Raw genomic sequence first — 25,241 nt, forward strand, 5'->3', positions numbered from 1 at the left:
TATCCTATGCTATAATCCACCCCACACTACCCCACTACAAAGGATCACAATGCAATCACTAAAATCTCTCATAAAATCCATTCTCCCAAAGCCAGAATCCAGCTCTTTAGCGATGATTCTCTACAAAGGCTATGGCTTCATCTCACGCAAGAAAATGACCAAAGCCGAGCTAGAAAATGACCGCGCCAGCTACATCGCGCAAAATACTGATACGCGATTTGCTATAAGCAGAGAGTTTGACTACATCTGTCGCGCTGATAAATACGCCAACAACGGCGCAGGCATAGAATCTAATAGCGATTATTTTATCCAAGATATTTGGGGCGCACGCAAGGTTACAGCTACAAAGCCTGCACGCCACTATGATGTAGGCTCATCAGTCGCAGGCTTTATCGCCCACCTCTTAGGAGCTAATCAGCCCACCACTCTAATCGACATCCGCCCCTTGCCTAGCCTAAACACAAGCTTTCTAAATCTCAATGGGGGGGGGGCTACAATATCTGCAAGCTGATGCCACAAATCTTGAGCAAATAGCCGACTCTAGCCTAGAATCCATCTCCGCGCTATGTAGTATCGAGCATTTTGGGCTTGGGCGATATGGCGATCCAATCGACCCTATGGGCTGGGAAAAGGCTCTGCTGTCCTTTGAGCGCGTGCTAAAAATCGGTGGCAAAATGTATATATCTGTCCCTGTTGGGCAGCGCGATAAAGTCTGCTTCAATGCCCATAGAGTCTATCGCCCACAAACGATTATTGACACACTAAAGCACTGCCAAATCCTAGAGATGAGCTATATCGTAGGGCTTGATACAAGGCTGTGTATGGAGTATAAAGATGGCAAGCTGCATATCGATGAAGATGGGCTAGGATCTATCCCAGATATGAAAAATTGGGGTGTTACAGGGCTATTTGAGTTTGAAAAAGTAGGGGATAAAAAAGTGGATTCTACAACTGCTGCAATGGATTCTAGGTTTTGGGCTTGATTTTTATCACCGCTCTGGGATTCTAGGATTGAAGTTAGTTTTAGAGTAGAACGATTCTAAGATTTGCGGTGTTGCTAGTGGGGCTTTTTAAGGATTTTAGGGGGGAGCTAGACTAGAGGTCTGCGGTTCCCCTAAAATCCTTAAAATCGCCGCTATGGATACCCAAAGCTGCATCGCCCCTTTGAAAAGTGGATTCTAGGCTTGTGCTGATATATCTAGCACAGGATTCTACACTTGTGCTAGCTAGTTGCCGCGGACAATGGTTGTATAAGTGCTATAAATCCCAAGCACGCTAAAGACTTTAGAATCTACGCTTTTAATGGATTGGATATGCCCATTTTTCGCCGCTGCTTCTACTGAGCAATCCCCTGTGGCTACAAGGCTTAAAATACTCGTGCAAGTCGCTTGACCTTCCTTAGAAGCCCCACTAGCAGAAGTCGCCGTTATGGGCAAAGATGCATCAGTATAAAGTGCGCCAACAGGAGCAGTAGAAGCACACCCTGAAAACAACGCCAAAGCCGCCGCCATACTCAAACCTACAAAAATTCCTTTCATACAACACTCCTAAAATTTTTATACCCTTTTGTAAAACAAAAGGCAAGCTGGGATTCTATCAAAAAAAAAAAAAAAACGCAAGTGGATTCTAGGAGAAGTTTGTGCTACAAGTGTGGGCTAGAATCCACTTTTGTGTTATGGATCGCCACACTTTGCTAGCGCAAAGCTCGCGATGACGATAAGGGCTGTCATTGCGAGCTTTGCCGTAAGGCAAGGCGTAGTAAAGCGCGGCTTCTTTAGTGATCTACTCCACGCCCTTTGTCATTGCGAGCGAGTGAAACGAACGCGGCAATCCATAAGCAATAAAAACACTATAATCGCAAAAAGTGGATTCTAGTATGATTATCTGCTGGTGCAGAATATGGATTGCCACGCCGATTTCATCGACTCGCAATGACGATAAAAAGGCGTTGCTCTTAGAATCCACTTTTTCAAGCTGTTTTACTTCAACACGATTCTAAGAATTCTAAAGAAACCTGCTGCGGCTGCGCCTTGCACCGCTGTCGCTTGTTTTGCGGCGGGGCTGTGGCTGTTTTACACGATTTTTAGGGTAGGAGTTACCTAAATCGGTAATGACTGCCCTAAAAATCGTGTAATCAACCGCATCGCTCGCCCAAGACTGAATCGCCTAAACGCAAAAAGTGGATTCTAGGGGGTCTAAGCTTGTTTCATCACCGCTTTGGGATTCTAGGATTGAAGTTAGTTTTGTAGTAAAACGATTCTAAGATTTGCGGTGTTGCTAGTGGTGCTTTTTAAGGATTTTGGGGCAGAGCTAGACTTGGGGTCTGCGGTTGTCCCAAAATCCTTAAAATCGCCGCTATGGATACCCAAAGCTGCATCGTCCCTTTGAAAAGTGGATTCTAGGACCTAGGCTTGATACTTAACAACATCGCCGGGATAATAAACACACTCACAATCGTAGAGAAAAATAGCCCGCCAATAAGCACCGCGCCAAGCCCTCGATAAATCTCGCTCCCCTCTCCTGCAAAGACCACCAAAGGCAGCAATGCCAGCACGCTTGTAAGCATACTCATATAAATAGGTGAAAGGCGCGTTTTGGTAGAATCCAGCACGCTTTGCGTCCAAGGCATTTTATAGGTGTAGAAATTTATCCGTGCTTGATAGATGATCAAAATCGCATTATTTACCACACTTCCCACAAGGATAATAAAGCCTAGCATAGTCATAACATCAAGATTTTGCGGGGCGATGAAATGATTGGTAAAAAACAGCCCCATAAGCCCCCCACTCACCGCCAAAGGCACAGAGGCAATAATGAGCAATGGATAAAAAAAGCTCCCATACAAAGCGCATAAAATCAAATAAGTGATCGCCACCGCTAGCAAAAATCCGCCCAAAAGCTCATTTTTAAGCGTGCTAAGTTTATCGGCATTGCCATTTAGCGTGATATGTAAATCTGGGTAGGATTGGGCTATGGGCGCGATGACTTCTTTACGGATTGTTGTGATAAACTCCTCTAAGGGCGTGTTGCCACTTGGATTTAGGATAAGCAAGACATTGCGCTTTTGCTCAAAGTGGCGGATCGTAGAGACTCCTAGCGTGCTTTCTACCTCGCTTAACGCCCCTAGCATAACAACCTTGCCATTTGGCGCATAAATTGGCGCGTATAAAATATCTTCTGGGGAATTTTTTTTCTCTCTATTTTCTTGGGATTGCAGCATAAGATCGACATAGCCATCATCGATTTTCACACTGCCAAGCGACTTGCCGCCTAGAAGCACGCTTACAATATTGCCAAAACTTGCTACATCAAGCTTATTTTCTAGCAGAGCAAAATCATTAGGATAGAGGTTTATCTCGCGATTATTCGTGCCAATGCCCGGCACCACGCGGACATTGACATCGCTGAAGTGCTCCTTAAGCTGCGATTTGATGTGTGCTGAAGCGGCAAATATTTGCTCTAAATTATCCCCGCTGACATTGATGTCAATACTCGAGCTTGAAGCCCCGCTAAAGATTTGCTGGCGCAGCACCACTCCGCTAACACCCGGGACTTGCTCAATCGCCTGTTTGGCAAACTTAATAAGCTTGCCGCTTTGCTTAGGATCTTGGGCAATGAGATAGAAGGAAATCGAACTCCCAGCCCCGATATAGAAATTTTTAATCATTGGGACTTCTTCTTGCTCGCTAGCGTCTTGGGATTTTATACAAGTGTCTCTAAGCTCCTGCCCAAGAGCATCGCGCTCATATCTGCAAACAAAAGGCTCGATTTGTTGGCTGATTTGATCCACGATATAACGCTTTTCATTGTAGGAGAGACCGGGTGCTGTTGATATATATGCGATGATGAAATTCTGCTCTCCGCGCGGGAGATAGTCTGTTTTAGGAAAAGTGAAGTAGCTAAATAGAAGGCAAAAGCCCAAAAACCCAGCTATGGTGTAGAATCTAGCCCTGCTACTTTGGACGCATTTATGCACAAGGCGCATTATATAATCCCCACACCTTAGCCCAAATGCGCCAAGTCTTTGGCTAAGTGGATTCTGGGGCTTGGAGCGGCGTAAAAAAAGCAGCAAAAACGCCGGCACGATAATCACACAAATCACAAATGCCAGCACAATCGCACTGCTAGCAGCAATCCCAATATCTGCAAAAAGCTGTCCAGCTTCATCTTTGAGATAGAAAATTGGCACAAAAATGGCGATTGTCGTAATGCTTGAGGCAAAAAGCGCGCCTATGACTTCTCTCACCCCTATAAGAGTGGATTCTACGGGGGAGGTGGGCGTTTTAGCGCGATTGCGGATAATGGATTCTAGCACGACAATGGCAGAATCTATCACCATAGAAATAGCAAAAGATATGCCAGCAAGGGAGATGATATTTAGCGTCCTGCCAAAAATATGCAGCACGATAAATGTCCCAATAATGCTTAAAGGGATCACAAGGCTTAAAATGATGAGTGAAATCCCATTGCGCAAAAATAGCAGCAGCACTGCGATTGCTAGCACCATACCTAGCAGCACACTTTGCTTAACTTGGCTAATGGCATTTAGGATAAAGCCACTTTGATCACGCCCCCAAGTGATTTCTAGCTCTCTTGGCAGGACTTGGTCATTGAGCTTTTGGGTTAGAGCTTTAATGGATTCTGTCATTTCAAGGATATTGGCATCTGCGGTGGGGCGGATTTGGATTGATAGGACTTGCTCGTGATTGTGGCGGTTGTAGCTTGTTTTGCTCGAGTAGCCTTGCTGCACGCTGGCGATGTCTTTTAGCCGTGTGATTTTGCCATTTTGCACGCGGATAATGGTATTTAGCACTTCATCAAGCGAGCGATACTCACCAATGGTTTGCACGCGATAATTATGCTGATCAAAGTCAATGCTCCCAGCAGAGATATTGTGATTTTGCTTGTTTATGGCATTGATGATGTCTTGGATAGTGATGTTATTAAAGGCGAGCTGGGCGGTGTTTAGCACGATTTGGACTTGCGGCTGCACCCCACCTGCGAGTATCACCTCTCCTACACCAGCAATGCGCTCATAGTGGGGTAGCACTTCGCTTTCTATAATGCCTTTATATGTATCAATCGCGCTATCAACGCCCCCATCTTGATCTATGGAAAAAATAGTCTCTTTAAGCGAGACAAACAAATACACGCTCACAGGGATTGTCTCCCCTGTGGTTTTGACAATGGGCTTTTGCACACCTTCTGGATAGCCTGTGATCTCCTCAAGCTTGGCACTCACTTCTACAAACGCACTGCGCAAATCACTCTCAAGCCCAAATTCTAAATTGACAATCCCTATGCCATCGCGCATAGTGGCAGTGAAAGTTTGGAGATTTTTGAGATTCTTTAGCTTGGCTTCTTGCTTTTGGATAATCTCCTTTTCTATCTCATAGGGCGAGGCACCTGCATAGTAGGTATAGATACCAATCGTAGGGCGCGTGGTCTGGGGCAGAAGCTGGTAGGGGATCTTCACAAATGCGATACAGCCAAAAAGTGTGATAAATATCGCCACCACGCTGGCAAAAACCGGACGCGTTAGGAAAAATGCGACAATATTCATTTGCGTGCTTTATTTAAGCTCGATGATATGCACTTGCGTGCCATTTTGTAGATTTTCCTGCCCGCGCAGCACGAGAGAATCTGCTTCTGTAAGCTTGGCACGCACAAGCATTTGAAAATCCTGTGTGCCTAGAATCTCTACTGGGATTTGCTCTGCTTTTTGCGCACGGATAGCAAAGACATAGGGCTTATTATCCTTATAGACAACACTGCCGCGCGGGATAATAAAGCCCTTTTGACCACCGCTAACATCAAGCAACACGCGCGCCGCCATACCATCTAAAAAGCTTCCATCATTACGCACAGCAATATACACAGGAAATGTCCTAGAGAGCGTATCAGCACGGGGGATAAGTGCTGAAATAAAGCCTTGATATTCTTTGCCACCGATATGGAGCTTGACCTTTTGCTTTGCTTTTAGCGTCCGCACCACAGAGCTTGGCACATCAATGATCACCTCTGTATCACGCGAGTTTAGGATCTGGCATATCACCGCCCCTGCTTGCACCCACTCGCCCTTATGCACGCGCCGCTCCACGACAATGCCATCAAAAGGCGCGTAGATGATCTTTTGATCTTTTTGGACTTTGGAGATAGCAAGCTCACCTAGCAAGGCTTCTATCCTAGCTTCTTGGGATTTGACTTCATATTCTAGATTTTCATACTGCTGGATAGAAATTGATTGGGACTGCAAGAGATTTTTGTAGCGTTCTAGCTCATTTTTCTGCCGCTCTAGTGTGTAGCGCGCATCGGCGATCTTTGCTTGTTTGATTTTAATATCTTCTAAAAGCAGGGCAGAATCTAGCGCGATAAGCTTCTGCCCCTTTTTGACATTATCACCGATAGAGAAATACACCCCCTCTACCATACCTTGCGCAGAAGTAGCCACAGAGCTAGTCTCCTTAAAGCGCACACTACCCACAAAGCTCTCTACCTTGCTTAAGACACCATACTTAATCTCAGCACTCTCCACAGGGACGCTCTTTGCCACTCCTAATTGCAAAAAAGCCGCACAAAACAAAACGCTGACTTTTTTCATTGTAATGCTACTTTCTCAATTTTTTCAAGCAAACTACGCAAAAGGACTTGGTCTTGCTCGCTTAATGCCGTATCAAAGAGCATATCCATTTTGTCTTTTAGCACTGAAGCTTCTTCTAGCTTTTGTAGCCCTGCTTGCGTGATATGCACATACGCTACACGCTTATCCTTTGGATCTCTATACTTGCTAATAAAGCCCTTCTTCTCAAGGGTGGAGAGTAGGCGTGATGTTGTTGTAATATCCTTTAGCAAGGCTTGTGCAAGATCACTTACACGCACCTTCTTGTCCATTGAATGCAGGATATGTAGCACCCAGAGCTGCTCTAGCCCGATACCAAAAGGACGCAGAAGGCTTATCATATAAGTCTCAAGCAAGCGTGCCGTATGCCCGAAAAACGCCCCTACACTCTTTTGCTGTAAGTCTTTTTTATTACAAAGTGCCATACCTTTCTCCACTGCTATGCTAGATCTTTTGGATATAAGCGACTACTTCTTGCACAATCCAATCCGGTGTAGAAGCCCCAGCAGTGATCCCACATATTTGCTTCCCTACAAACCAGCTAGAATCTATCTCGCTTGTATCTTCCACAAGATAGCTATCCTTGCAATGCTCAAGCGCAATGTTTAAGAGCTGCTTGGTGTTGGAAGAAGTTTTACCACCTACTATAATCATAATATCCACCTCCTTGCTAAGCTCCTTACACGCGCGTTGATTGTCAAAAGTCGCATTGCAGATCGTATTAAACACGCGCACTTCTGCGCAGTTTTCTATAAGATAGCAGGCAATTTGGCTAAATTTTTCTATCTGTTTGGTTGTTTGAGAAATGAGCGCGACTTTTTTGCGCTTAAAGCTATGCTGCTGCAGCTCCTCTAGGCTTGCTACCACAAGCGCACCATTTTTCGCATAGCTTTTCACGCCCTTGATCTCTGGGTGATCTTCATCACCAAAAATCACCACCTCATAGCCCTCTTCGCTCATTTTCTCCACGATTTGCTGCGGCTTTGTTACAAAAGGGCAAGTCGCATCAACTATACGCACAGGCTTTGTGGCGATTGACTCTAGCACTTGTTTGGGTATGCCGTGTGTGCGGATAATGAGTGTAGAGCCATCTTGTATATCATCATAAGTTTCTTTAAGCCCCACATTGAAGTCGTTTTTTAGGCGGTTGATTTCTTGGTAATTATGGATAAGTGGTCCTAGCGTGGAGCTGTTTTTGTTCTTTTCAGCGATTTTTATGGCTCTGCGCACCCCAAAGCAAAATCCCAGCTTTCTAGCAAGTTTCACTTCCACGCTATCTCCTTAATTCTAGTTAGTCAAGCAAGCGCACTTCTGTCATCTCGCGCAAAATTTCTAAAAAATTAGGAAACGACACGCTTATGCACTCTTCATCATCAATCACCGCCCCTAGTCGCAGCCCCATAATCGCAAAGCTCATAGCGATGCGGTGATCTCCAAAGCTACGCAAGACTACACTAGAATCCACTTTTAGAATTTCAGCTTTTTCATCGAAAATCCTGCCGCCTGCGAGTTGGCTATCAAACACGCTTTTTATTTTTTCGTTCTGCGGTGTGTTTAAATTTTCGGCATTGTCCCTAGAATCCACTTTTTCACAAAGGCTATTTTCTCTGTCATTGCGAGACACTGCGTGAGCAGTGGCGTGGCGATCCACATTTTTTGCGGTAGCAAAAATTGGCATATTGCTAGAATCCACTTTGGGCGATTTTTGTGCGGTTTTTTCCAAAAGGGTATCGCCTAAACCCTCTATGATGAAGCCATCATCTTTTTCTTCACAAGTGATCCCTAGGGCTTTGAGATTGCTTATTACCGCGTGGATTCTATCGCACTCTTTTACGCGAAGCTCCTTGGCATTGCTCACCTCACTACGCCCACTAGCAAAGCAAAATGCTATGGCAAGAGCTGGTAGCTCATCAATAAGCCACGAGATATTTTCACTAATAGCAATAGCCCTTAGCGGCGCGCTTTGCACATAAATATCGCCCACTTCTTCATAGGCACACTCTGTGTGGTGATACTCAACAATCGCGCCCATAGATTCTAGCACTTTAAAGGCTTCTATGCGCGTGGGGTTTAATAGGACATTTTTTAAAAGCACACTAGAATCTGGCGTGATCGCCGCAGCTAGCGCGAAAAAAAACGCACTTGAAGGATCAGCGGGGATCACTATATCAAGCGGCTTTAGCTTGCGCACTAGGGGTGTAATATGTATCGTGCTTAATGCCTGCGTGCTATCTCTTGTAATCTCTGCGCCCATACCACAAAGCATCCGCTCAGTATGATCTCTTGTGTGCTCTCTCTCACTATACACACTAGAATCCTTGGCAAAAAGCGCGGCAAGAATGAGTGCGGATTTTACCTGTGCGCTGGCTATCTCGCTAGTAAAGTTAAAGCCTAGCAGCTCTCTGCCTACCACACTAAGAGGCGCATAGCCGCCATTTCTACTATAAATCTGCGCACCTATGCTTTGCAGCGGCTTTATTACGCGATTCATCGGGCGAGCGTGTAGATACTTATCCCCACTTAGGACAAAGTAGCCATTTTGCGCACTTAAAAGCCCTGTATAAAGCCGCATAGCTGTCCCTGCATTCCCACAATCAAGCACAGAGTCTGGCTCTGTAATCTTGCTAGGTGGTGTGAAGATAAAGTCCCCTTTCTCTCCTAGCTCCGTTACCTTTAGCCCGAGCTTTTTAGCGATCTCAAGGGTGTGGAGCGTATCTTGGGCGAGTAAGTAATTACGCACAATGCTTGGAGAGTCAGCTAGCAGAGCAAACATCGCACAGCGATGAGAGATTGACTTATCTGGAGCGATAGAATCTATCTCTTTATGCAAGCCCTGCTTCACCGGAGCGATTGTGATCATAGCCTATCCCTTTAGCTTCGCACCAAATTGCTGCTCTAAGTGCGCTAGCACTAGCTGGATTCTACTTGCAAGCTCTTCTTCTGTAAGGCTTTTTTCCTGCGCTCTAAATACCAAGCGGATCGTAAGTGCAAACTGCGTATCCTCATAGACATCAAGCGGATAAATTGCCTCCAAATCTTCTACCTCCAACGCTTCAATGGCTTCTTGTATCGCGTGGAATGGCGTGCATTTATCGATGATAATTGTAATATCACGGATATTTGCGTGCAGCTTTGGATAGGGCTTGGGGTGCGCTCTAGTGCTAGCTTGCAAGGTGTGGATTTGCGCATAAAAGGCATCTTCTAGCTCTAAGGTTTTCTCAAAGCTTGGGTGAAGCTTGGCGATAATCCCCACAGCCTTGCCATTTTGCATAATATCTGCGCAAATGTGCGGGTGGGCATTTTTGGGCGGAGTGGGCGTTTTCACCAATGTGAAATCCCCTACAATCGCGCTAACTTCTTTAGCAAAGCTATAAAAATCCCATTTTTCCCCTTTAGGATAGGGGTAGGCTTCTTTTGTCTTTAGCCCACTTACAATAATGCCTAGCTCCTTGCGCTCTTGTCGTTTGGCATCATACACACTGCCAATTTCAAACAGCCTAATGCTTTTAAAGCCTAAGTTGTGATTGCGGCTCGCGGATTCAAAGAGAGCTGGGATAAGGCTCGTGCGTAGCGTGTCTAGCTCGCTTGTGATTGGGTTTTGCAAATCAAGAGTGGATTCTAGCACTTGATAACCCCACTCAAGCAACTTAGAACGCTGATAAAACACATAGTGGATAGTCTCATAAAATCCAAGCGTAATCGCGCGTTTGGCGATGTCGCGCTTGTGCTGATACGCAAGTAGCGTGTCAGTAACATTGAGCTTTTGCTCACTTTTGTAAGGAAGTGATGGGATATTTTTGATCCCATAAATCCGCAAAAACTCTTCTGTAATATCCTGCACACTTGCAATATCGTGGCGATATGGTGGAGGCGTGATATGCAAAAACGCCCCATCACCGCTTGCTTCAATATGAAAATCAAGCTGTTTTAGCACGCGTGCGATCTCTTCTTTTTGCACATCTTTGCCAATTGCTTGAGAAATCGCGTGAAAATCCATAGTGATTAAGCACCGCTCACTCTCTTCAGCCATATCCAGCTCTTGAAAACCAGAGTAGATAGAACACTGCGTATAGGTATTAAGCAGCTCACACAAAAGGCTAATCCCCATTAGCAGCTCTGTATTGCTCCCACGCACAGAGCGATAAGTGGTGATAGGATCTTGCTCTATATGATGCTGGAACAATACCTTTGCAAGCACTTCAGGTGGGACAAAGCTTGCTTGGATAATGGCAAGAGATGGGTAGGATTCTAGTGTGGGAGCGTAGTTTTTCACCCCAATGACACAAAGTTTATTGCCCTGTGTATCAAAGACACATTCAAAGCCCTGTTCATCTTGGCGCACTTTTAGGGCGGTCGGGGTCTGCGTATGCTCTGGGATAGGATAAATATCAAAAATCACACCACTCATATACATAGCAAATCGCTTGTGATTCTCTAGTGCATTATCACTCAAAAGCCCATTATACGAGAGCATAATCTGCTCTTGCAGGGCATTTTCCACGCTATCAATTTGCACGACTTTATACAAAAGCTTTGATTTTAGATGGCATTCTGCGGAGAGATTGATCGCGCGCCCTATCCCAAGAGCTATGCCGTATTCTCTCTCTTTTGGCGTTTTAAGCATAAGATTATGCACGCACGCTAGCTCCCTAGCGATCCCTAGCACACATAAACAATCCCCTCTATTTGGCGTCAATGATACTTCGATGAGATATTGATTGAAAAAGCTATAATCACTTAGCTCCTTACCCAAGACAAGCTCACCCATACTAGAATCCAGCACCATAATCCCTTCATTAACCACACTTAGCCCAAGCTCTGTGGCAGAGCAGATCATTCCACAGCTTTGCACACCTCTTAGCGTGCTTTGCTTAATGGCAAAAAACGCTTCATTGTCGTTTTTTGATGGGAGTTTCGCGCCCTCTAGTGCTAGGGCTACAAACTGATCTTTAGCGACATTTTTCGCACCGCACACGATTTGCAGCGTTTTTTCTCCAATATCAACTTGACAGATATTGAGCTTATTGGCATTGGGGTGGGGGGTCTTCTCTACGACTTTGCCTACAACGACATTTTTAGGGATCTGCAGTCTATGGCAGCCCTCAACCTCTATGCCAATATCATTTAGCGTCTGGCAAATCTGGCTTATACTAAGCTGCTCTATATCTACAAAATACGACAAATAATAACTAGAAACTATCATCAAAACTGCTCCAACAATCGCAAATCTGTCTCAAAAAAGCTACGCAAATCCCCAATGCCAAGACTTAGCATACAAAGCCGCTCTACCCCCATACCAAAGGCATAGCCGCTGACATCTTCATAGCCCACTGCTCTAAACACATTATCATCGACCATTCCGCACCCTAGCACCTCAAGCCAGCCAGTGTGTGAGCACACGCGACAGCCATTGCCCTGACAAAACACACAAGAAATATCCACTTCAGCACTAGGCTCTGTGAAAGGGAAAAATGATGAGCGAAATCGCACCTTCACATCGCCAAACATATAGCGCAAAAAGCTCTCTAAAATATACTTCAAATGCGCGAAATTCACCGCCCCTGCCCTATCGACCACAAGCCCCTCTACTTGATGAAACATAGGCGAATGTGTGAGATCATAATCCCTGCGGAATGTCTCTCCGGGGCAGATCATCTTAATAGGTGGCTTTTGGGCAAGCATTGTGCGGATTTGCACAGGGGAAGTGTGCGTGCGCAAAAGCTTATTATCGTGGAAATAGAAAGTATCGTGCATATCCCTTGCAGGGTGGTATTCTGGGAGATTGAGCGCGGTAAAGTTATGAAAATCATCTTCTACAAGCGGACCCTCGCACAGCTCATAGCCCATACGCGTGAAATACTCGATAATTTTGTCTTTTGTATAATTGATCGGGTGTCCTATGCTTCGCTTACTGCGTAGATTAAACAAGCTTACATCTACTCTTTGCGCGCTTAAAGTGGATTCTAGCTCTTGTGCTTCTAGCTCTTTTTGCTTGGTAGAAAAATGCTCCTCAAAACTCTTGCGCAACGCGTTTAAAGACTTGGCAAATGCCTTCTTCTCTTCTTCTGGCAGGGATTTTAGCGTGCTGAAATACTCTGTCAAAATGCCCTTTTTGCCAACAGCCTTGATACGCACCTGCTCTAATGCCGCACTATCTTTAGCATAATCAATCATTGCTTCAAGCTCTGCCATTGTTTGTGTGAGACTCTCTAGCGAATTGTTATGCGACAAAGTGGTGGTATGTGCAGAATCTTTTGTGGAAGTTTTTTGCATTCTATCTCCTAAAGTAAAGCTCGCATTCTAGCGTATTTTTCTTAAGGTTCTCTATGATCTATGCCCCCAATACGGCTCCTTGCCCTTGAGATAGCGCAGGCGATCTACTTCAAGCAGCACCTGCACAATCGCCTCAAAAAACGCGCGCGGGATTTCTTTATCTAGCTCGGCATCTTTATATAAACTACGCGCTAGCTTTGGGTTTTCAATGATTTCTATGTCATTTTGTCTAGCAATATCTTTAATACGGATAGCAAGATGATCAATGCCCTTTGCCACGACCTTTGGCGCAGGATCACTCTTAAGATCAAAGGCGATTGCCACAGCATAGTGCGTAGGGTTTGTAACGACAACTTTCGCCTCTGGGACCGCGCTCATCATACGATTCATCGCATTTTTACGCATAATTTGCCGTATGCGTGCTTTTATCTCTGGATTCCCCTCGTGCTGGATAAATTCATCTTTGACTTCTTGCTTGCTCATTCGCAGTGTTTTGATGTATTGCCTACGCTTTAGCACATAATCAATCAACGCCATAAGCGCAAACACCCCTAGCATAGCCCCTATTAAAATCAAGCTTTTATCGCGCCACCACAGCACTTGCTTGATTAGCTCAAAATGCGCCACCCCAGCAATATCGTGCAAAAATAACGCCAAAATAATCCCCCCAACCACCAATGCCACGATAACCTTTAAAGTAATCATTCCTCCATCAATGAGCTTCTTGATAGAAAAGACATTTTTAAAGCCGCTAATGGGATTAATCTTGCTAAATTTTGGCTTGATCGCCTTTAGTGTCAGCAAGAATCCAAACTGCATCACATTGCCCAGCACACTTGCTATCAAAAGCACCAAAAAAATGGGCAAAAGCATAATCCCAGCCGTGCCGACCAATGTCCAAAGGATCTCTGTAACATCGCCTTTAGTTAGGTCTTCTTTGGGGAATGCAAGGGCATAGACATAAAGGGCGCGGATCTTTTCTAGCCAGAATGGAAACAGCACAAACAGCACCGCAAGCCCCACAAACATCACCACAACCCCGCTAACTTCTGGGCTTTTGGCGACATTGCCCTCCTGCCTAGCTTTTTCTAACTTATGCGAGGAAGGGGCTTCGGTCTTTTCTTGCTCATCTGCCATCTAGCATACTCGTAGCTCATTATAGAGACTATCGCGCTCCACAGGGATAAATCCTGCATCTTTTATGGCGTGGATAAGTATCTCTTCACTCATACCCTTTTTAGATTTTGCCCCAGCGGCAGATTGTATGCTCTCAAGCTCAATCGTCCCATCCATATCATCTGCGCCAAATTCTTGGGCTAGCAGTGCAATATTTATGCCCAAAGTCGCCCAATACGCCTTAATATGCGGAATATTTGCTAGCACGATTCGAGCGATCGCTATGGTCTTGATGATCTCTTGCCCGCTGGGTGGGGTTGGGGCGTTGAGATAGTTATTATCTCGCTGATAAAGCAATGGGATAAAGGCATTAAATCCGCCGTTTTTGGATTCTACAATCTGCCTATCACACTGCGCATTTGCTAAACGCAGTATGTGATCAAGCCTATGCTCGCGGCTTTCTATATGCCCAAAAAGCATAGTAGCGTTGCTCATTTTGCCAATGGAATGCCAATGCGTGTGGATCTCAAGCCACCGCTTAGAGCTAACCTTACCGGAGCAAATATGCTTACGCACTTTCTCATCAAAGATCTCTGCCCCACCACCTGGCATAGAATCCACTCCCGCTTTTGCCATATCTTCTAGCACTTTTTGATACCCTACCCCAAACTTCCTATCAAGATAATCCACCTCCGCAGCGGTCATCGCCTTTAGGTGGATTTGTGGCACTGCGCGTTTTACCTCGGCAAAGCAGCTCATATACCACTCATAGCTATAATTTGGACTATGAGCAGAGACAATATGCACCTCCTTGGCACCATTTTTGTGCGAAGCGATTGTTTGAGCGATGATTTCATCAATGGTCATTTCATAGGGGTTTGGATTCTTCCTGCTTGCTGAAAATGCGCAAAATTTACACACATCTGCACAAATATTGGTGGGGTTGATATGGCGATTCATATTGAAAAACACCTTTTTGCCATATTTTTCTTCTCGCAAAGCATTTGCTGCTTGTCCTAGGGTGAAAATATCATACTCATACAGCTTGGCTAGCTCATTTGCGCTAAACTCTCTTCCTTGTAATACTTGATCTAATATATCCATATATACCCTTTACCAGATTTGCACTTCAGTTTTGGTGCTTTTATACAGGCTATCATCAGCCCCAGCCACATCATACTCTATGGCAAAGCCATATTTGATACTTGCCACGCCGCCCTTTTTGATCGATACGCTCTCATACGCTGCGCTTGTGATAGGTAGCGCACCTACTGCCACGCTTGATCTTGGGGGGATTTTTTTACTAAAGCTTTGATCAGAGACAAGATTGCCATCCATATATAATGCCCCATAAGTGATGGTTACAAACTCATCTGTGAGATTGGTTATGGTGAGATTCACGCTCCCTGATCCTACGCGAAATGCCGAGCTTACTAGGCGGATATGCTTATTTTCCATACTCATTGCTGGGACATTGACATTAGCTAGGATATATTGCGCTGGGATCTCGCCTTTGTTATTTTCTATATCCATATTTGCACCATAGTTCATAAGCAATGCGATCATAGCACTATTGCGCGAAGCAGTGGCATAGTGCAAAGCGGTGTTACCGCGGATAGTATCTTGGATATTGGGATTTGCGCGGTGCTTTAGTAAGGCTTGGGCAAATTTGAGATTATTGAACTGCACGACTTTATGCAGTGCGGTCTCGCCGTGAGAGATGGCATTGACATCTGCACCTCGGCGCAAAAGCAAGTAGAGGATCTCCATATTATTCTTCCTAGAAGCATCATAGAGTGGCGTGCTGCCACGAAGCCTAGCATCGACATCTGCACCTAGGTCTATGCCCTTTCTCACTTCTGCATAGGTATTTGCAAAAAGCAAGTAATCATAGCGATTTGCCTGCCCAAAGCCCACAAAAACCACACAGAGCAAAAATAGGATTCTAGTAAGCTTGCTCCTACAATCTCTCATCACACACTCCTTATGCTAAATGCTTACCTGCTAGCTCTTTAATCCGCTGATACACGACCTTAAAATCCACGCCATAAGTGCGACACTCGCTAATGGTGGTGAAAAAGTTTGTATCCGCACTAAAGCGCGGCACAAAATGCCAATGCAAATGCTCTGGTATCCCAGCTCCGGCGATTTGCTTGATATTCATACCCATATTGATCCCTTGTGCGCCAAAGTCTTCTAATAGCGCGATACTTTTATGCGCAAGCTCGCTTAAGTGTAAAAACTCCTGCGTGCTTAGGGCAGTAGGCGAGTCGATATGCGCATAAGGGATCAGCAGAAAATGCCCGGGCGTGTAGGGGTAGCGATTCATCACGCCATAGCACACTTCATCGCGGTAGAAAACGAAGTTTTTCTCATCATCTTGGGCGTTTAGGGCAATCGCACAAAATGGACAGCCTGCTTCATCACTCTCAAAATACTCACTTCTCCACGGCGCGTAAATATGCTGCATAAACACTCCTTTAGTGAAATCAAATATAGCTTGGCGCATCATTGGCGAAATACACCAAATCGCCGTTATTTACCATACCCTTTAGGACATTTTCTAGCTGAGTTTTGTTCTTTAAAATGACGCGTTGTGTGCGCTGCAGTGCTTTGGCTATCACATCACTATTGCGCTCGCCTGTGATAATCGCTAGATCAAAGACTTCATCAATAGCGTGGGCGAGCTTTTGATTGGACTCTACATCGCTCTCAATAAGCCCGGGTGTAACGATAACTTTCCTGCCTTGATAGAGACTGCATAATCGCACACCCTCTAGCATACCATTGATATTGCCATTGAAGCCATCATCAATGATTGTTTTGCCATTAGAGATAGAGAGATTGAAGCGGTGGGGGATTGGGGAGAGCTTTTTGACAAGCTTTTGTATCGCAGAAATTTTCATACCCAAATAATGCGCCACCATCACTGCCACAGCGATATTATCGACATTAAATCGCCCAAGGATATAAGTCTCAAACGCCACCCACTCATCATCTAGCTTCATTTCAAAAAAGGTGGATTCTAGCGTTGTCTTGACATTACGCAAAGGCAGGGGATAAGTTTGCATAAGTGCTAGCTTGCTAGGATCTATGCCTTCAGGCGGTGTATTTTTCTCATAGACAAAGACCTTTTGCAAGCGGTTAGACTCTAGCAGCTCAAATTTTGTTTTTGCGATGGATTCTAGGGATTTGAAATACTCAATATGGGCATTGCCAATTTCACCAATAATGCCAATTTGCGGGTGTAAGAGCGTGGCGATCTCTTTAATATCTCCTTGCATTCTAGCCCCTGCTTCAGCGATATACACATCTGTGCCAAAGGCTAGGTCATTGTTGATGTCTGCAACAATTCCTTTAAAAGTATTCACACTTCTAGGCGTGAAGTGGAGATTATACTGCCCTTCTAGAATCTGGGCTAAGAAGTTTTTGATACTTGTTTTGCCAAAGCTTGCGGTGATCATAATGATTTTTAGATTGTGCATCATTGCTAGCTTATCTTTGGCTAGAGTGATGAAATTGCGCAGTAAAATCGCTTCATAAATCTCGCAAATACATACCCCAACGACAAAAGGCATAAGCCATAAATAATACAACGAAGTCGCGCTAAAGCCGATAAATATCACTTCATTGATAATCGCAAAAATCCCAATAATCCCAAAAAACCGCCACACCCTATGCGTGAAAACGACTCGTTTATCAAGCCTAAATGCCCAGATAATCAGCATAGGCAAATACACAAGGTAAAGATACGCATAAAATACCACACCAAACCCAAGCGCAAAAAGTGTGAAAAACACCACAATAGGCAGCACGAAATACCACAAATGCCATCGCCACTTATGGTGCTTGGTGATCACGCGAATGGGATTGTAGTTATACCACTGCAAAAGCGTGATAGTGTAGTAAGAAATCCCAAGCAAGAAAAATAATCGAGAAAATAGCTCTAAAATATGAATCATCGCCTCTCCTAGTTATGTCAAAATCTCAAATGCACTGCGATCAAGCCACTCTTGCTTAAGCGCACAAGGCTGGCTTTGCACTTCTTGCACCTGCGCCCTGCTTGGTCCCACCCACAAAGCCTGCAAAAATCGCGCCGCCACACTCTCATCACCGCAGGCAAAAATCTCCACGCTCCCATCAAGGAGATTTTGCGCACTGCCTTGCAAGCCTAGCTCATCAGCCTTTGCCTTAGCAAACTTCCTATACCCCACGCCCTGCACCTTGCCAAACACCCTTATATGCCACGCTTTTGTGTGATACATAGATTCTATCCTTGCTGTTTGATTGATGAAAAAGTAGTGATCCCCCTCTAAGGCAAAAAGCCTACTGCTAGGGATAAGCGCGTGTATCTGCTGCCCAGATTCTAGCGGCGTAGCCTTATCATCTCTGCCCCAAAAAATACTGACATTATGCCGACACGCCGCAAATATAGGGGAGAAATCTTCATCAACCACGCGCTTAAATATCTCATACATCGTGGGATTTAGCGTCTTAGCGTCATTGGCTCGTAAAAATGGTAGGCGCAAATGCAAAGCCTTGGCGATTTTAGCACAAGCGATTTTGACACGGACTTTGAGGGGCTTTGGGTAGATGATGCCAGCGGAGCTAAGGAGGATAATATCGCCTATACTAGAATCCTCGTTATTTGTTTTGGCGTTGGCTTTTTGCGAAAAAGCGGGGAGTTTGTGGCTCGCCGCGTCGATAGACACCCAAGTCTTATCTCCTTGCTCGCCACTGCACAACCCCACTTTTTCATCAAAAATCCTGCCGCTTGTGGCTTGTTTATTAAACACATTTTTAGCCCCTGTGTTCTGCGGCGTTTTATCAAACACGACTTCTACTTTTTCATTTTGCGTTTTTTCTACATTTTCGGCATTACCCCTAGAATCCACTTTTTCACTAACGGCATTTTTTTCTGTCATTGCGAGACACTGCGTAGCAGTGGCGTGGCAATCCATTGCTTCATTCCTAGAATCCACTTTTTCAATAGCAGCACATAGCACCGCCACCTTCCCCCCAAAACTATGCCCCACGATAATATCCGCCCTAACCCTAAGCGCACGCAAAAAGGCTAGCACGATGTGTGCATAGTCGTTTGTGTCTAAAATCCGCACGGCTTGTGTATCTGGCATACTAGAATCCACTTTTTGCACTTTGGGCGATTCAGCTTTGCGCGATAAGCTAGAATCCATTTGTCCCCGCACAGCAGAAGTGTCAAAAGTGGATTCTAGCTCGCCATACGAGCTAGCACCAAATCCGGGCAAATCAATATAGTAGTGCGTATAGTCCGCAAAGCTCCCCCCAAAAGCTTGGAGCATAAGCTCCTTATGACTCCCCCAGCCGTGCAGAAACACGATATTTGATGTGCTTGCGGCATTGGGCTTGTGCTTGATATAGGCTATCTCAAGCGATTGTCCTAGATATGTGATCCTGCGGCTTGCCACTACTTGCCTTTTGCTGCGCGGATTTTCTGCACATAATTATAAGTGATGTTAATGGGCTTGGATTTTGGCAGGGCTTGGGCTAGTGCTGTGATATGCTGCCCAAAATTCTCAAAGAGATAATGCGCTAGGCTGCCGGGGATTGGGTTAATTTCATTGAGATAAATCTCATCATCAATGACAAAAAAATCACATCGTATCAGCGCGCCTTCAAAGAGATCGCCATAAATGCGCCTAAAGGCATCTTGCAAGGCGGATTCTAGCTCTTGAGAGATTGTAGCTTGTGTGGCTTGTGTGGTGCGCGAAAAGTCTAAATACTTATCATCAAAGCTTAAAAGCTCTGTTTTCTTAGGCTCTTCTACCATAGAGAAGACTATCTCCCCTTGGGCATTTTTGTAGCCGGCTAGATTATACTCCCTAACGCCCTTATAAAATGGCTCAATAAGTATCTCCCTATCATAGCCAAAGGCGCAGTCTAGGGCGTATTCCATATCATCTTGCTTCTCTACTACACTCACACCTATGGAGCTACCAAGCGTAGCGGGCTTTATAATAAACGGATACACAAAGCTAGGACACACTTCATCACCATAGCGATAATGCTCATAGGGCAGTGTTTTTACCCCGATATGCGCGGCATAATTTTTGGTCAAAATCTTATTAAAGCTAAGGGCGCAAGCAGCCACCCTAGGCGCGATGAAAGGGATCTTATAAAATGCCAGCACACTTGAGATGATGCCATCTTCACCATCGCCCCCGTGGATAAGACTTAGCACCACCCCCACATCACTAAGCCTTTTACTCCCAAAAAGTCCGCGATAGCCCACGCCCCCTAGAATCCACTCTAGCTGCTTGCACTGCTTATACTCTCCCGTGGCAAAGGTCTTTGCCTGCATTTTATCCGCAGGGATCAGGTAGAGAGTATGCCCACCATCTAGGAAAAAAAAGTAGCCAATGCGCTCACCTAAGACCTTCTTCAAGCTAATGGCACTCACAATGCTAATCTCGTGCTCAAAGCTCGCTCCGCCAAACAACACACTAATCTTGCTCAATGTCTGCTCCTTACAATTAACTAAGTATATAAACTAGATTCTACTCACACGCCAACAAATGCAAAAGTATAGCTAAAAGTTACAATTCTCTAGCTAGTATTTAGCAAGTTTGCCACCTAGCCACTGCTCTAGCCCCACTCACTAAGCCCACTTGCCAACACTCACTTGCCCTTATGCTTGCTTGCAGGCTTTGGCTGCTTCCATAGCGTATAAAGTAGCTTGATCGTGATACTAAACGCCACGCCCTCAATCATCGCCGCTAGGATAAAGGCATAATACACCTCTTGAGTAATAGCCTGCCAATCACTTGCGATTTTTGCCGTAGCGACTAGGAAAGTAAGCGGCATAGAATCACTAAGGGCAAAGAGTGTTACAGCTTTTGTGCTATTAAAATACTTCACAAACGCCACATTTGCCGCGATAAGCCGTATCGCAATCATTCCGCACGCGATATACGCGCCATTGATGATATAGGTGGGATTAGAGATAAGTAGCCCAAGATCTAGCGTGCTACCCACATAGATGAAAAATAGCGGCACAAAAAACCCAAACCCCACATCATTAAGCTTATGCACCAGCTCGTGCTTATAGGAGAAAAATATCGCCACAATCATTCCAGCCAGAAACGCCCCCAGAGCCGCCTCTAAATCCAGCACCAGCACCAATGCTACCAGCACGATAAAAAGCATCATCACAAAGCGAATGTCTTGATTGCTTAGGTCATTATAGGGCATCACATAGAGCTTGAGATTAGGAAACCACCAAAACAAAATCCCAAACAACCAAAACAGCCCCACAATCGCTACGATAAACACACATAGCACCGCCAAGCTCTCATACAGCTGCCACGAATTCCCATAATGGTAGAATCCGCTGATAAGCGTAAGCGCAGCGATACTCACCACCTCTCCTACAACCCCCACGCGCAACGCAAGCTCTAGCCACTGCTTATCCTTGCCATAGTCTTTAATAAGCGTCATAATCATACCAAGGCTCATTACAGGAAAAGCCGCGATGAAGATTTTATTAAGCCCAAGTGCTAGCACCAGCGCGATAGATAGCCCATACAGCACGCAAAAATACACCACAACATTGCGCAAAAATTTCTTCCCAAGATTCTGGAAGCCGCGCAAATCCACCTCCATACCGCACAAAAACATCAAAAACAAAAACCCAACCTTAGCCATTAGCACTAGGCTTTCACTCGCTTGAAATATCCCAAAATACAGCCCCAAGCACCCTAGGCACATCTCCACGACTACGATAGGGATTTTGCTTGCCTTTGCCAAAATCGGCGCGATAGCAATGAGCAGCGCGATGATGGCAAAATTGACAAAAATATCGCTTAAGATATGCTCCATTATCGCTCCTGTCCGCTTGCTTTAGCCCCACTGCCAAAGGCTTGGATAATCGCCTTAGCAATGGCTTTAGGATAGAGTTTGTGCTCTAAAAAGTGGATTCTACTCTCAAAGTCTTGCAGGCTCTCTCCTGCGATTTTAGGGAGCTTTTCTTGCACGATAATCGCCCCAGAATCCAGCTCCAAGCTCACCCAATGCACGCTCACACCGCCAAACTCCTCTGCCCCATTAAAGCTATCAGCAATCGCGTGCGCGCCTTTATGCAAGGGCAAAAATGACGGGTGGATATTGATAGCCCGAAACTTCTCTACAAACTCCTCCCCCAGAATCCGCATAAACCCAGCCAACACCACAAGATCGATATGGTGGCTCTCTAGGCATTGCGCCAAAGCTTGATCAAACAACGCACGCGAGCCAAAGTCTCTATGGTCAATCACCTTACACTCTAGCCCTAGTCTTTTGCAGCGCGCGATCCCATACGCGCTAGGATTATTACTAATGGCTAGGACAATATGCGGAGTGATATGATAGGGAGATAAAGCAGCGGCGATGTCTTTTTGCTGTGCTACGATATTTTCCAAATTACTCCCACTACCGCTAAAAAGTATCGCTATACGCACCTGTGTATTTTCTCTCTCTTGCATTCTATCCCCAGCTTCAATATAAAAGTGCGCATTATAGCAGATCCTTCCGCACACCACAACGCCCAAGCACCCAAGGACTTGCAGCAAACCCCCCTAGAATCCACTTTGGCATATCTTGCCCATTTCTACCACACTACTAGACTTAAGTTATTAAACACATAGTTAATTGAATTTAAAATAAGTTTAATTATTAAAATATTATGATAACGCGTTTCATTTTTGAGACAATCACTTTTATCACATTTCAAGGAGTTTTTATGAAGACATATTCAGCTATTTTGGCAGGTATCCTTACTGCGCCTTTGTCTATGCTCGGCGATCCACTGACTGCTGATCAAGACCTAACCCAAAGCGCCCAAAGCACCAAAAACACCTATCAATCCCAGCAAGAGCAAAGCGACTCCAAACGCACTGCTAACGCCAACACGAAAGTAGAGACTAAAATGCTTAATGAGCAAGTCGTAACAGCAAGCGGATATAGCCAAAATATCAAAGAAGCTCCAGCTAGCATTAGCATAATTGGCAGAGAAGAGATTCTAACGCGCCCTATCCGCGATATTGGCGATGCGGTGCAAGATGTCCCGGGCGTATATGTAGAGCAGGATAAAACAGGGCAGAATTCTATCTCTATGCGTGGTCTTAGCTCAAGCTACACACTTATCCTAATCGATGGCAAGCGGCAGAATACCACGCGCGGCTTTGTGCAAAACGGCTTAGGGAATCAAACCTCCTTTATGCCGCCAGCTTCAATGATAGAAAAGATTGAAGTGATCCGCGGTCCTGCTTCTATCATCTATGGTAGCGATGCGATGGGCGGAGTCATCAACATCATCACCAAAAAGCATACCGACAAGCTTGCAAGCGGCATCCAGCTAGAATCTAAAATTTTCGAGCCAGATAGCGAGTGGGGGAACGCCTATGGCGCAAACGCCTATATCAACACCCCTTTGATCAAAGACAAGCTCTCGCTCAATCTAAGAGGATCAGGGCGATTTAATGATGCAAATAAATTTCTTAAGCCCTCGTGGGTAAGCCCAAGTAGTAATGGCAACCCCTATGCTGCGCACTCCTCCACAGGCTCTCGCAACTTTATGGGAGGCTTTCGGCTAAACTACACCCCCACAGACAAAGACTACATCTACCTAGATTCTGAAATCTATAATGGTCGTCTTGGCTCACTTAATACTTCTGGTAGAAGTATCACCTCTATACAAGAGCTTTTTAAGGTCAATTCTGTGCTAAGCCACGAGGGGAAGTATGAGTGGGGAAAGCTCTCTAGCTATGTGCAGCACTCTTTCAATCTCATCGCCCCTCACGCAAATGTCCCTATCGGTGCTACCCAAGGCGAGTATATCAACTGGGCGAGTGAGCGCATAAGCCAAAGCGCGATCGCCCAAAGCACTTATACAAACAACTTTGATTTGAAAAATTATGGTGTGATCACATTTAATGGTGGTGTTTTTTATCAATACGAAAATTTGCTTGGGACAATTTCTTCAAAGTGGAGAAATATGCACCAAAATCAAGCCGCTGTCTTTGCTGAAGCAAGCTATCTTATCAACCAATACATCAGCACCACTCTTGGCTTGCGCTACAACTATAGCGATAGATTCTCTAGCGCACTAAATCCACGCTTTTATGTCAATTACAACCCCACTAAATGGCTTACTTTCAAAACCGGTGTAGCAAGCGGTATGCTAGTCCCCACGCTTTTGCAAACAATCGATGGTGTCATCACCACAGAGACTAGCACTAGTAGCACGACCACCACTTATGGGAATCCAAACCTAAGACCTGAGCAAAGCTGGAACTACGAGCTAAGCGCGATTGTCGATACAAATCCAGCGATGTTTGTCCTAACAGGCTATTACACAGATTTTAACAACCAAATAGAAACCCTAAGCAACATCGGGCAAAATATGGCAATCCCCGGGCTAAACCAAACCTGCCAAAGCACTCTTTGCAGCACTTATCGCAATATCGAGCGATCGCTTGTAGCAGGACTAGAATTTGGTGCGAAAATTAAGCCTATCTATGGAATCTCTCTTGATGCAAACTATAGCTTCACCTATACAGAAGCACTAAGCGGCTCAGGCAAGGGCGAGCCTATCAACGAGATCCCTCGCCATAGCTTCACGCTAACGCCTAAATACCAATGGCGCGATTTTAGCGTCTATGTGCGCTGGAGCGGGAAGTTTCAAACGCCAACAGCCTATGCCGGAGCAAATGCACGAACAAATGTGCGAGAAATCGTAGGAAAATACTACAAAGATTATCAGCTAGTAGATGTCGCTGCGACCTATACATTTGCCAAGCACTACACACTAACTTTTGCTGTGAATAATCTCTTTGATGTGCATTTTATGGATTATGCAAGCTACACAAGCGGCAGCACCACAAACGCGCAAAATCGCTATCAAAGAATCCTGCCAAGCCGAAACTATTGGCTAAGCCTACGCGCAGACTTTTAAGCCCTAGAAGTAATCCACACTAGAATCCACTTTTTGAAAATGGATTGCCACGCGGTGCAGAAGCACCGCTCGCAATGACAGAGAAAAAGTGGATTCTATGGATTGCCGCGATTTTGCTAACGCAAAACAAGCGAAGCGAAGTTTTTTAGAAAACAAAGGATACCGCTCGCCGCTAGGCGATGTTTCTTTAGAAAAAGCCGAACGCAAAAAATGGATTCTAGGGCAACGCCCTTTTCTGTCATTGCGAAGTCCTTAGGGCTGAAG

Annotated in this window: 23 protein-coding genes; 3 read left to right on the forward strand and 20 right to left on the reverse strand. The window is 45.2% G+C overall.

Annotated elements, in window-relative coordinates:
• The first annotated feature begins 49 nt into the window (after positions 1-49).
• Both DX060_RS12095 and DX060_RS12100 read left to right on the forward strand, forming a co-directional pair.
• A complete protein-coding gene (locus tag DX060_RS12095; RefSeq protein ID WP_258552257.1) occupies positions 50-511 on the forward strand; it encodes a hypothetical protein in 462 nt (153 codons plus the stop codon).
• Positions 480-983, forward strand: coding sequence for a DUF268 domain-containing protein (locus DX060_RS12100; protein ID WP_258552258.1), 504 nt, complete (start codon positions 480-482; stop codon positions 981-983). Before DX060_RS12095 ends, DX060_RS12100 begins: the two co-directional genes overlap by 32 nt.
• Before the next feature lie 243 nt (positions 984-1,226).
• Here the strand turns inward: DX060_RS12100 and DX060_RS08090 are convergent, their stop codons facing one another.
• From DX060_RS08090 to purN, 19 genes are all read right to left on the reverse strand, one after another.
• The gene (locus tag DX060_RS08090; protein WP_115011977.1) at positions 1,227-1,538 is read right to left on the reverse strand and encodes a TRL-like family protein; all 312 of its coding nucleotides are present in this window, start codon (positions 1,536-1,538) and stop codon (positions 1,227-1,229) included.
• Positions 1,539-1,782: 244 nt separating this feature from the next.
• A complete protein-coding gene (locus DX060_RS10890) occupies positions 1,783-1,965 on the reverse strand; it encodes a hypothetical protein (RefSeq protein ID WP_147278804.1) in 183 nt (60 codons plus the stop codon).
• A gap of 272 nt (positions 1,966-2,237) precedes the next feature.
• Positions 2,238-2,369 carry a hypothetical protein gene (locus tag DX060_RS12105; RefSeq protein ID WP_258552259.1) on the reverse strand — a complete coding sequence of 44 codons (132 nt, stop codon included), beginning with the start codon at positions 2,367-2,369 and terminating at the stop codon, positions 2,238-2,240.
• Positions 2,370-2,398: 29 nt separating this feature from the next.
• A complete protein-coding gene (locus DX060_RS08095; protein ID WP_115011978.1) occupies positions 2,399-5,563 on the reverse strand; it encodes an efflux RND transporter permease subunit in 3,165 nt (1,054 codons plus the stop codon).
• A gap of 9 nt (positions 5,564-5,572) precedes the next feature.
• Positions 5,573-6,601, reverse strand: coding sequence for an efflux RND transporter periplasmic adaptor subunit (locus tag DX060_RS08100; protein WP_115011979.1), 1,029 nt, complete (start codon positions 6,599-6,601; stop codon positions 5,573-5,575).
• Entirely contained in the window at positions 6,598-7,044 is a 447-nt protein-coding gene (locus DX060_RS08105) for a MarR family winged helix-turn-helix transcriptional regulator (RefSeq protein WP_147278805.1), read from the reverse strand. Before DX060_RS08105 ends, DX060_RS08100 begins: the two co-directional genes overlap by 4 nt.
• Positions 7,045-7,063: 19 nt before the next feature.
• Positions 7,064-7,891, reverse strand: coding sequence for a 4-hydroxy-3-methylbut-2-enyl diphosphate reductase (locus DX060_RS08110; RefSeq protein WP_115011981.1), 828 nt, complete (start codon positions 7,889-7,891; stop codon positions 7,064-7,066).
• A gap of 19 nt (positions 7,892-7,910) precedes the next feature.
• A complete protein-coding gene (gene aroA, locus DX060_RS08120) occupies positions 7,911-9,479 on the reverse strand; it encodes a 3-phosphoshikimate 1-carboxyvinyltransferase (protein WP_258552260.1) in 1,569 nt (522 codons plus the stop codon).
• Between the two features lie 3 nt (positions 9,480-9,482).
• Complete coding sequence (gene pheT, locus DX060_RS08125) at positions 9,483-11,822, reverse strand: phenylalanine--tRNA ligase subunit beta (protein WP_115011982.1); 2,340 nt, start codon at positions 11,820-11,822, stop codon at positions 9,483-9,485.
• Positions 11,822-12,811 carry a phenylalanine--tRNA ligase subunit alpha gene (gene pheS, locus DX060_RS08130; RefSeq protein WP_220176705.1) on the reverse strand — a complete coding sequence of 330 codons (990 nt, stop codon included), beginning with the start codon at positions 12,809-12,811 and terminating at the stop codon, positions 11,822-11,824. Before pheS ends, pheT begins: the two co-directional genes overlap by 1 nt.
• 132 nt (positions 12,812-12,943) lie before the next feature.
• A complete protein-coding gene (gene flhB / locus DX060_RS08135) occupies positions 12,944-14,029 on the reverse strand; it encodes a flagellar biosynthesis protein FlhB (protein WP_115011984.1) in 1,086 nt (361 codons plus the stop codon).
• Positions 14,030-15,112 (reverse strand): aminofutalosine synthase MqnE, encoded by a 1,083-nt coding sequence (mqnE, locus tag DX060_RS08140; RefSeq protein ID WP_115011985.1) that lies wholly within the window; start codon positions 15,110-15,112, stop codon positions 14,030-14,032.
• A gap of 9 nt (positions 15,113-15,121) precedes the next feature.
• A complete protein-coding gene (locus DX060_RS08145; protein WP_115011986.1) occupies positions 15,122-15,982 on the reverse strand; it encodes an ankyrin repeat domain-containing protein in 861 nt (286 codons plus the stop codon).
• 10 nt (positions 15,983-15,992) lie between these two features.
• Positions 15,993-16,478 (reverse strand): HIT family protein, encoded by a 486-nt coding sequence (locus tag DX060_RS08150; protein ID WP_115011987.1) that lies wholly within the window; start codon positions 16,476-16,478, stop codon positions 15,993-15,995.
• Between the two features lie 19 nt (positions 16,479-16,497).
• Positions 16,498-17,970 (reverse strand): Mur ligase family protein, encoded by a 1,473-nt coding sequence (locus DX060_RS08155; RefSeq protein ID WP_115011988.1) that lies wholly within the window; start codon positions 17,968-17,970, stop codon positions 16,498-16,500.
• Between the two features lie 12 nt (positions 17,971-17,982).
• Positions 17,983-19,455, reverse strand: coding sequence for an alpha/beta fold hydrolase (locus DX060_RS12410; RefSeq protein ID WP_115011989.1), 1,473 nt, complete (start codon positions 19,453-19,455; stop codon positions 17,983-17,985).
• Positions 19,455-20,504: a D-alanine--D-alanine ligase gene (locus DX060_RS08165; protein ID WP_115011990.1), complete on the reverse strand. Its 1,050-nt coding sequence runs from the start codon at positions 20,502-20,504 to the stop codon at positions 19,455-19,457. The genes DX060_RS12410 and DX060_RS08165 overlap by 1 nt, the downstream gene beginning before the upstream one ends.
• A gap of 161 nt (positions 20,505-20,665) precedes the next feature.
• On the reverse strand, positions 20,666-21,865 hold the full coding sequence (locus DX060_RS08170; protein WP_115011991.1) for a cation:proton antiporter: 1,200 nt from the start codon (positions 21,863-21,865) through the stop codon (positions 20,666-20,668).
• Positions 21,865-22,593 carry a phosphoribosylglycinamide formyltransferase gene (purN, locus tag DX060_RS08175; RefSeq protein WP_258552261.1) on the reverse strand — a complete coding sequence of 243 codons (729 nt, stop codon included), beginning with the start codon at positions 22,591-22,593 and terminating at the stop codon, positions 21,865-21,867. Before purN ends, DX060_RS08170 begins: the two co-directional genes overlap by 1 nt.
• 170 nt (positions 22,594-22,763) lie before the next feature.
• Here purN and DX060_RS08180 point away from each other — a divergent pair, with 170 nt between their 5' ends.
• Complete coding sequence (locus DX060_RS08180; RefSeq protein ID WP_258552262.1) at positions 22,764-24,977, forward strand: TonB-dependent receptor domain-containing protein; 2,214 nt, start codon at positions 22,764-22,766, stop codon at positions 24,975-24,977.
• 3 nt (positions 24,978-24,980) lie between these two features.
• Here the strand turns inward: DX060_RS08180 and DX060_RS10895 are convergent, their stop codons facing one another.
• Positions 24,981-25,184, reverse strand: a complete 204-nt coding sequence (locus DX060_RS10895) for a hypothetical protein (protein WP_147278807.1) — start codon at positions 25,182-25,184, stop codon at positions 24,981-24,983.
• Between the last annotated feature and the right edge of the window lie 57 nt (positions 25,185-25,241).

Origin of the sequence: Helicobacter canis (genome assembly GCF_900451095.1) — a bacterium.
GTDB lineage: Bacteria > Campylobacterota > Campylobacteria > Campylobacterales > Helicobacteraceae > Helicobacter_B > Helicobacter_B zhangjianzhongii.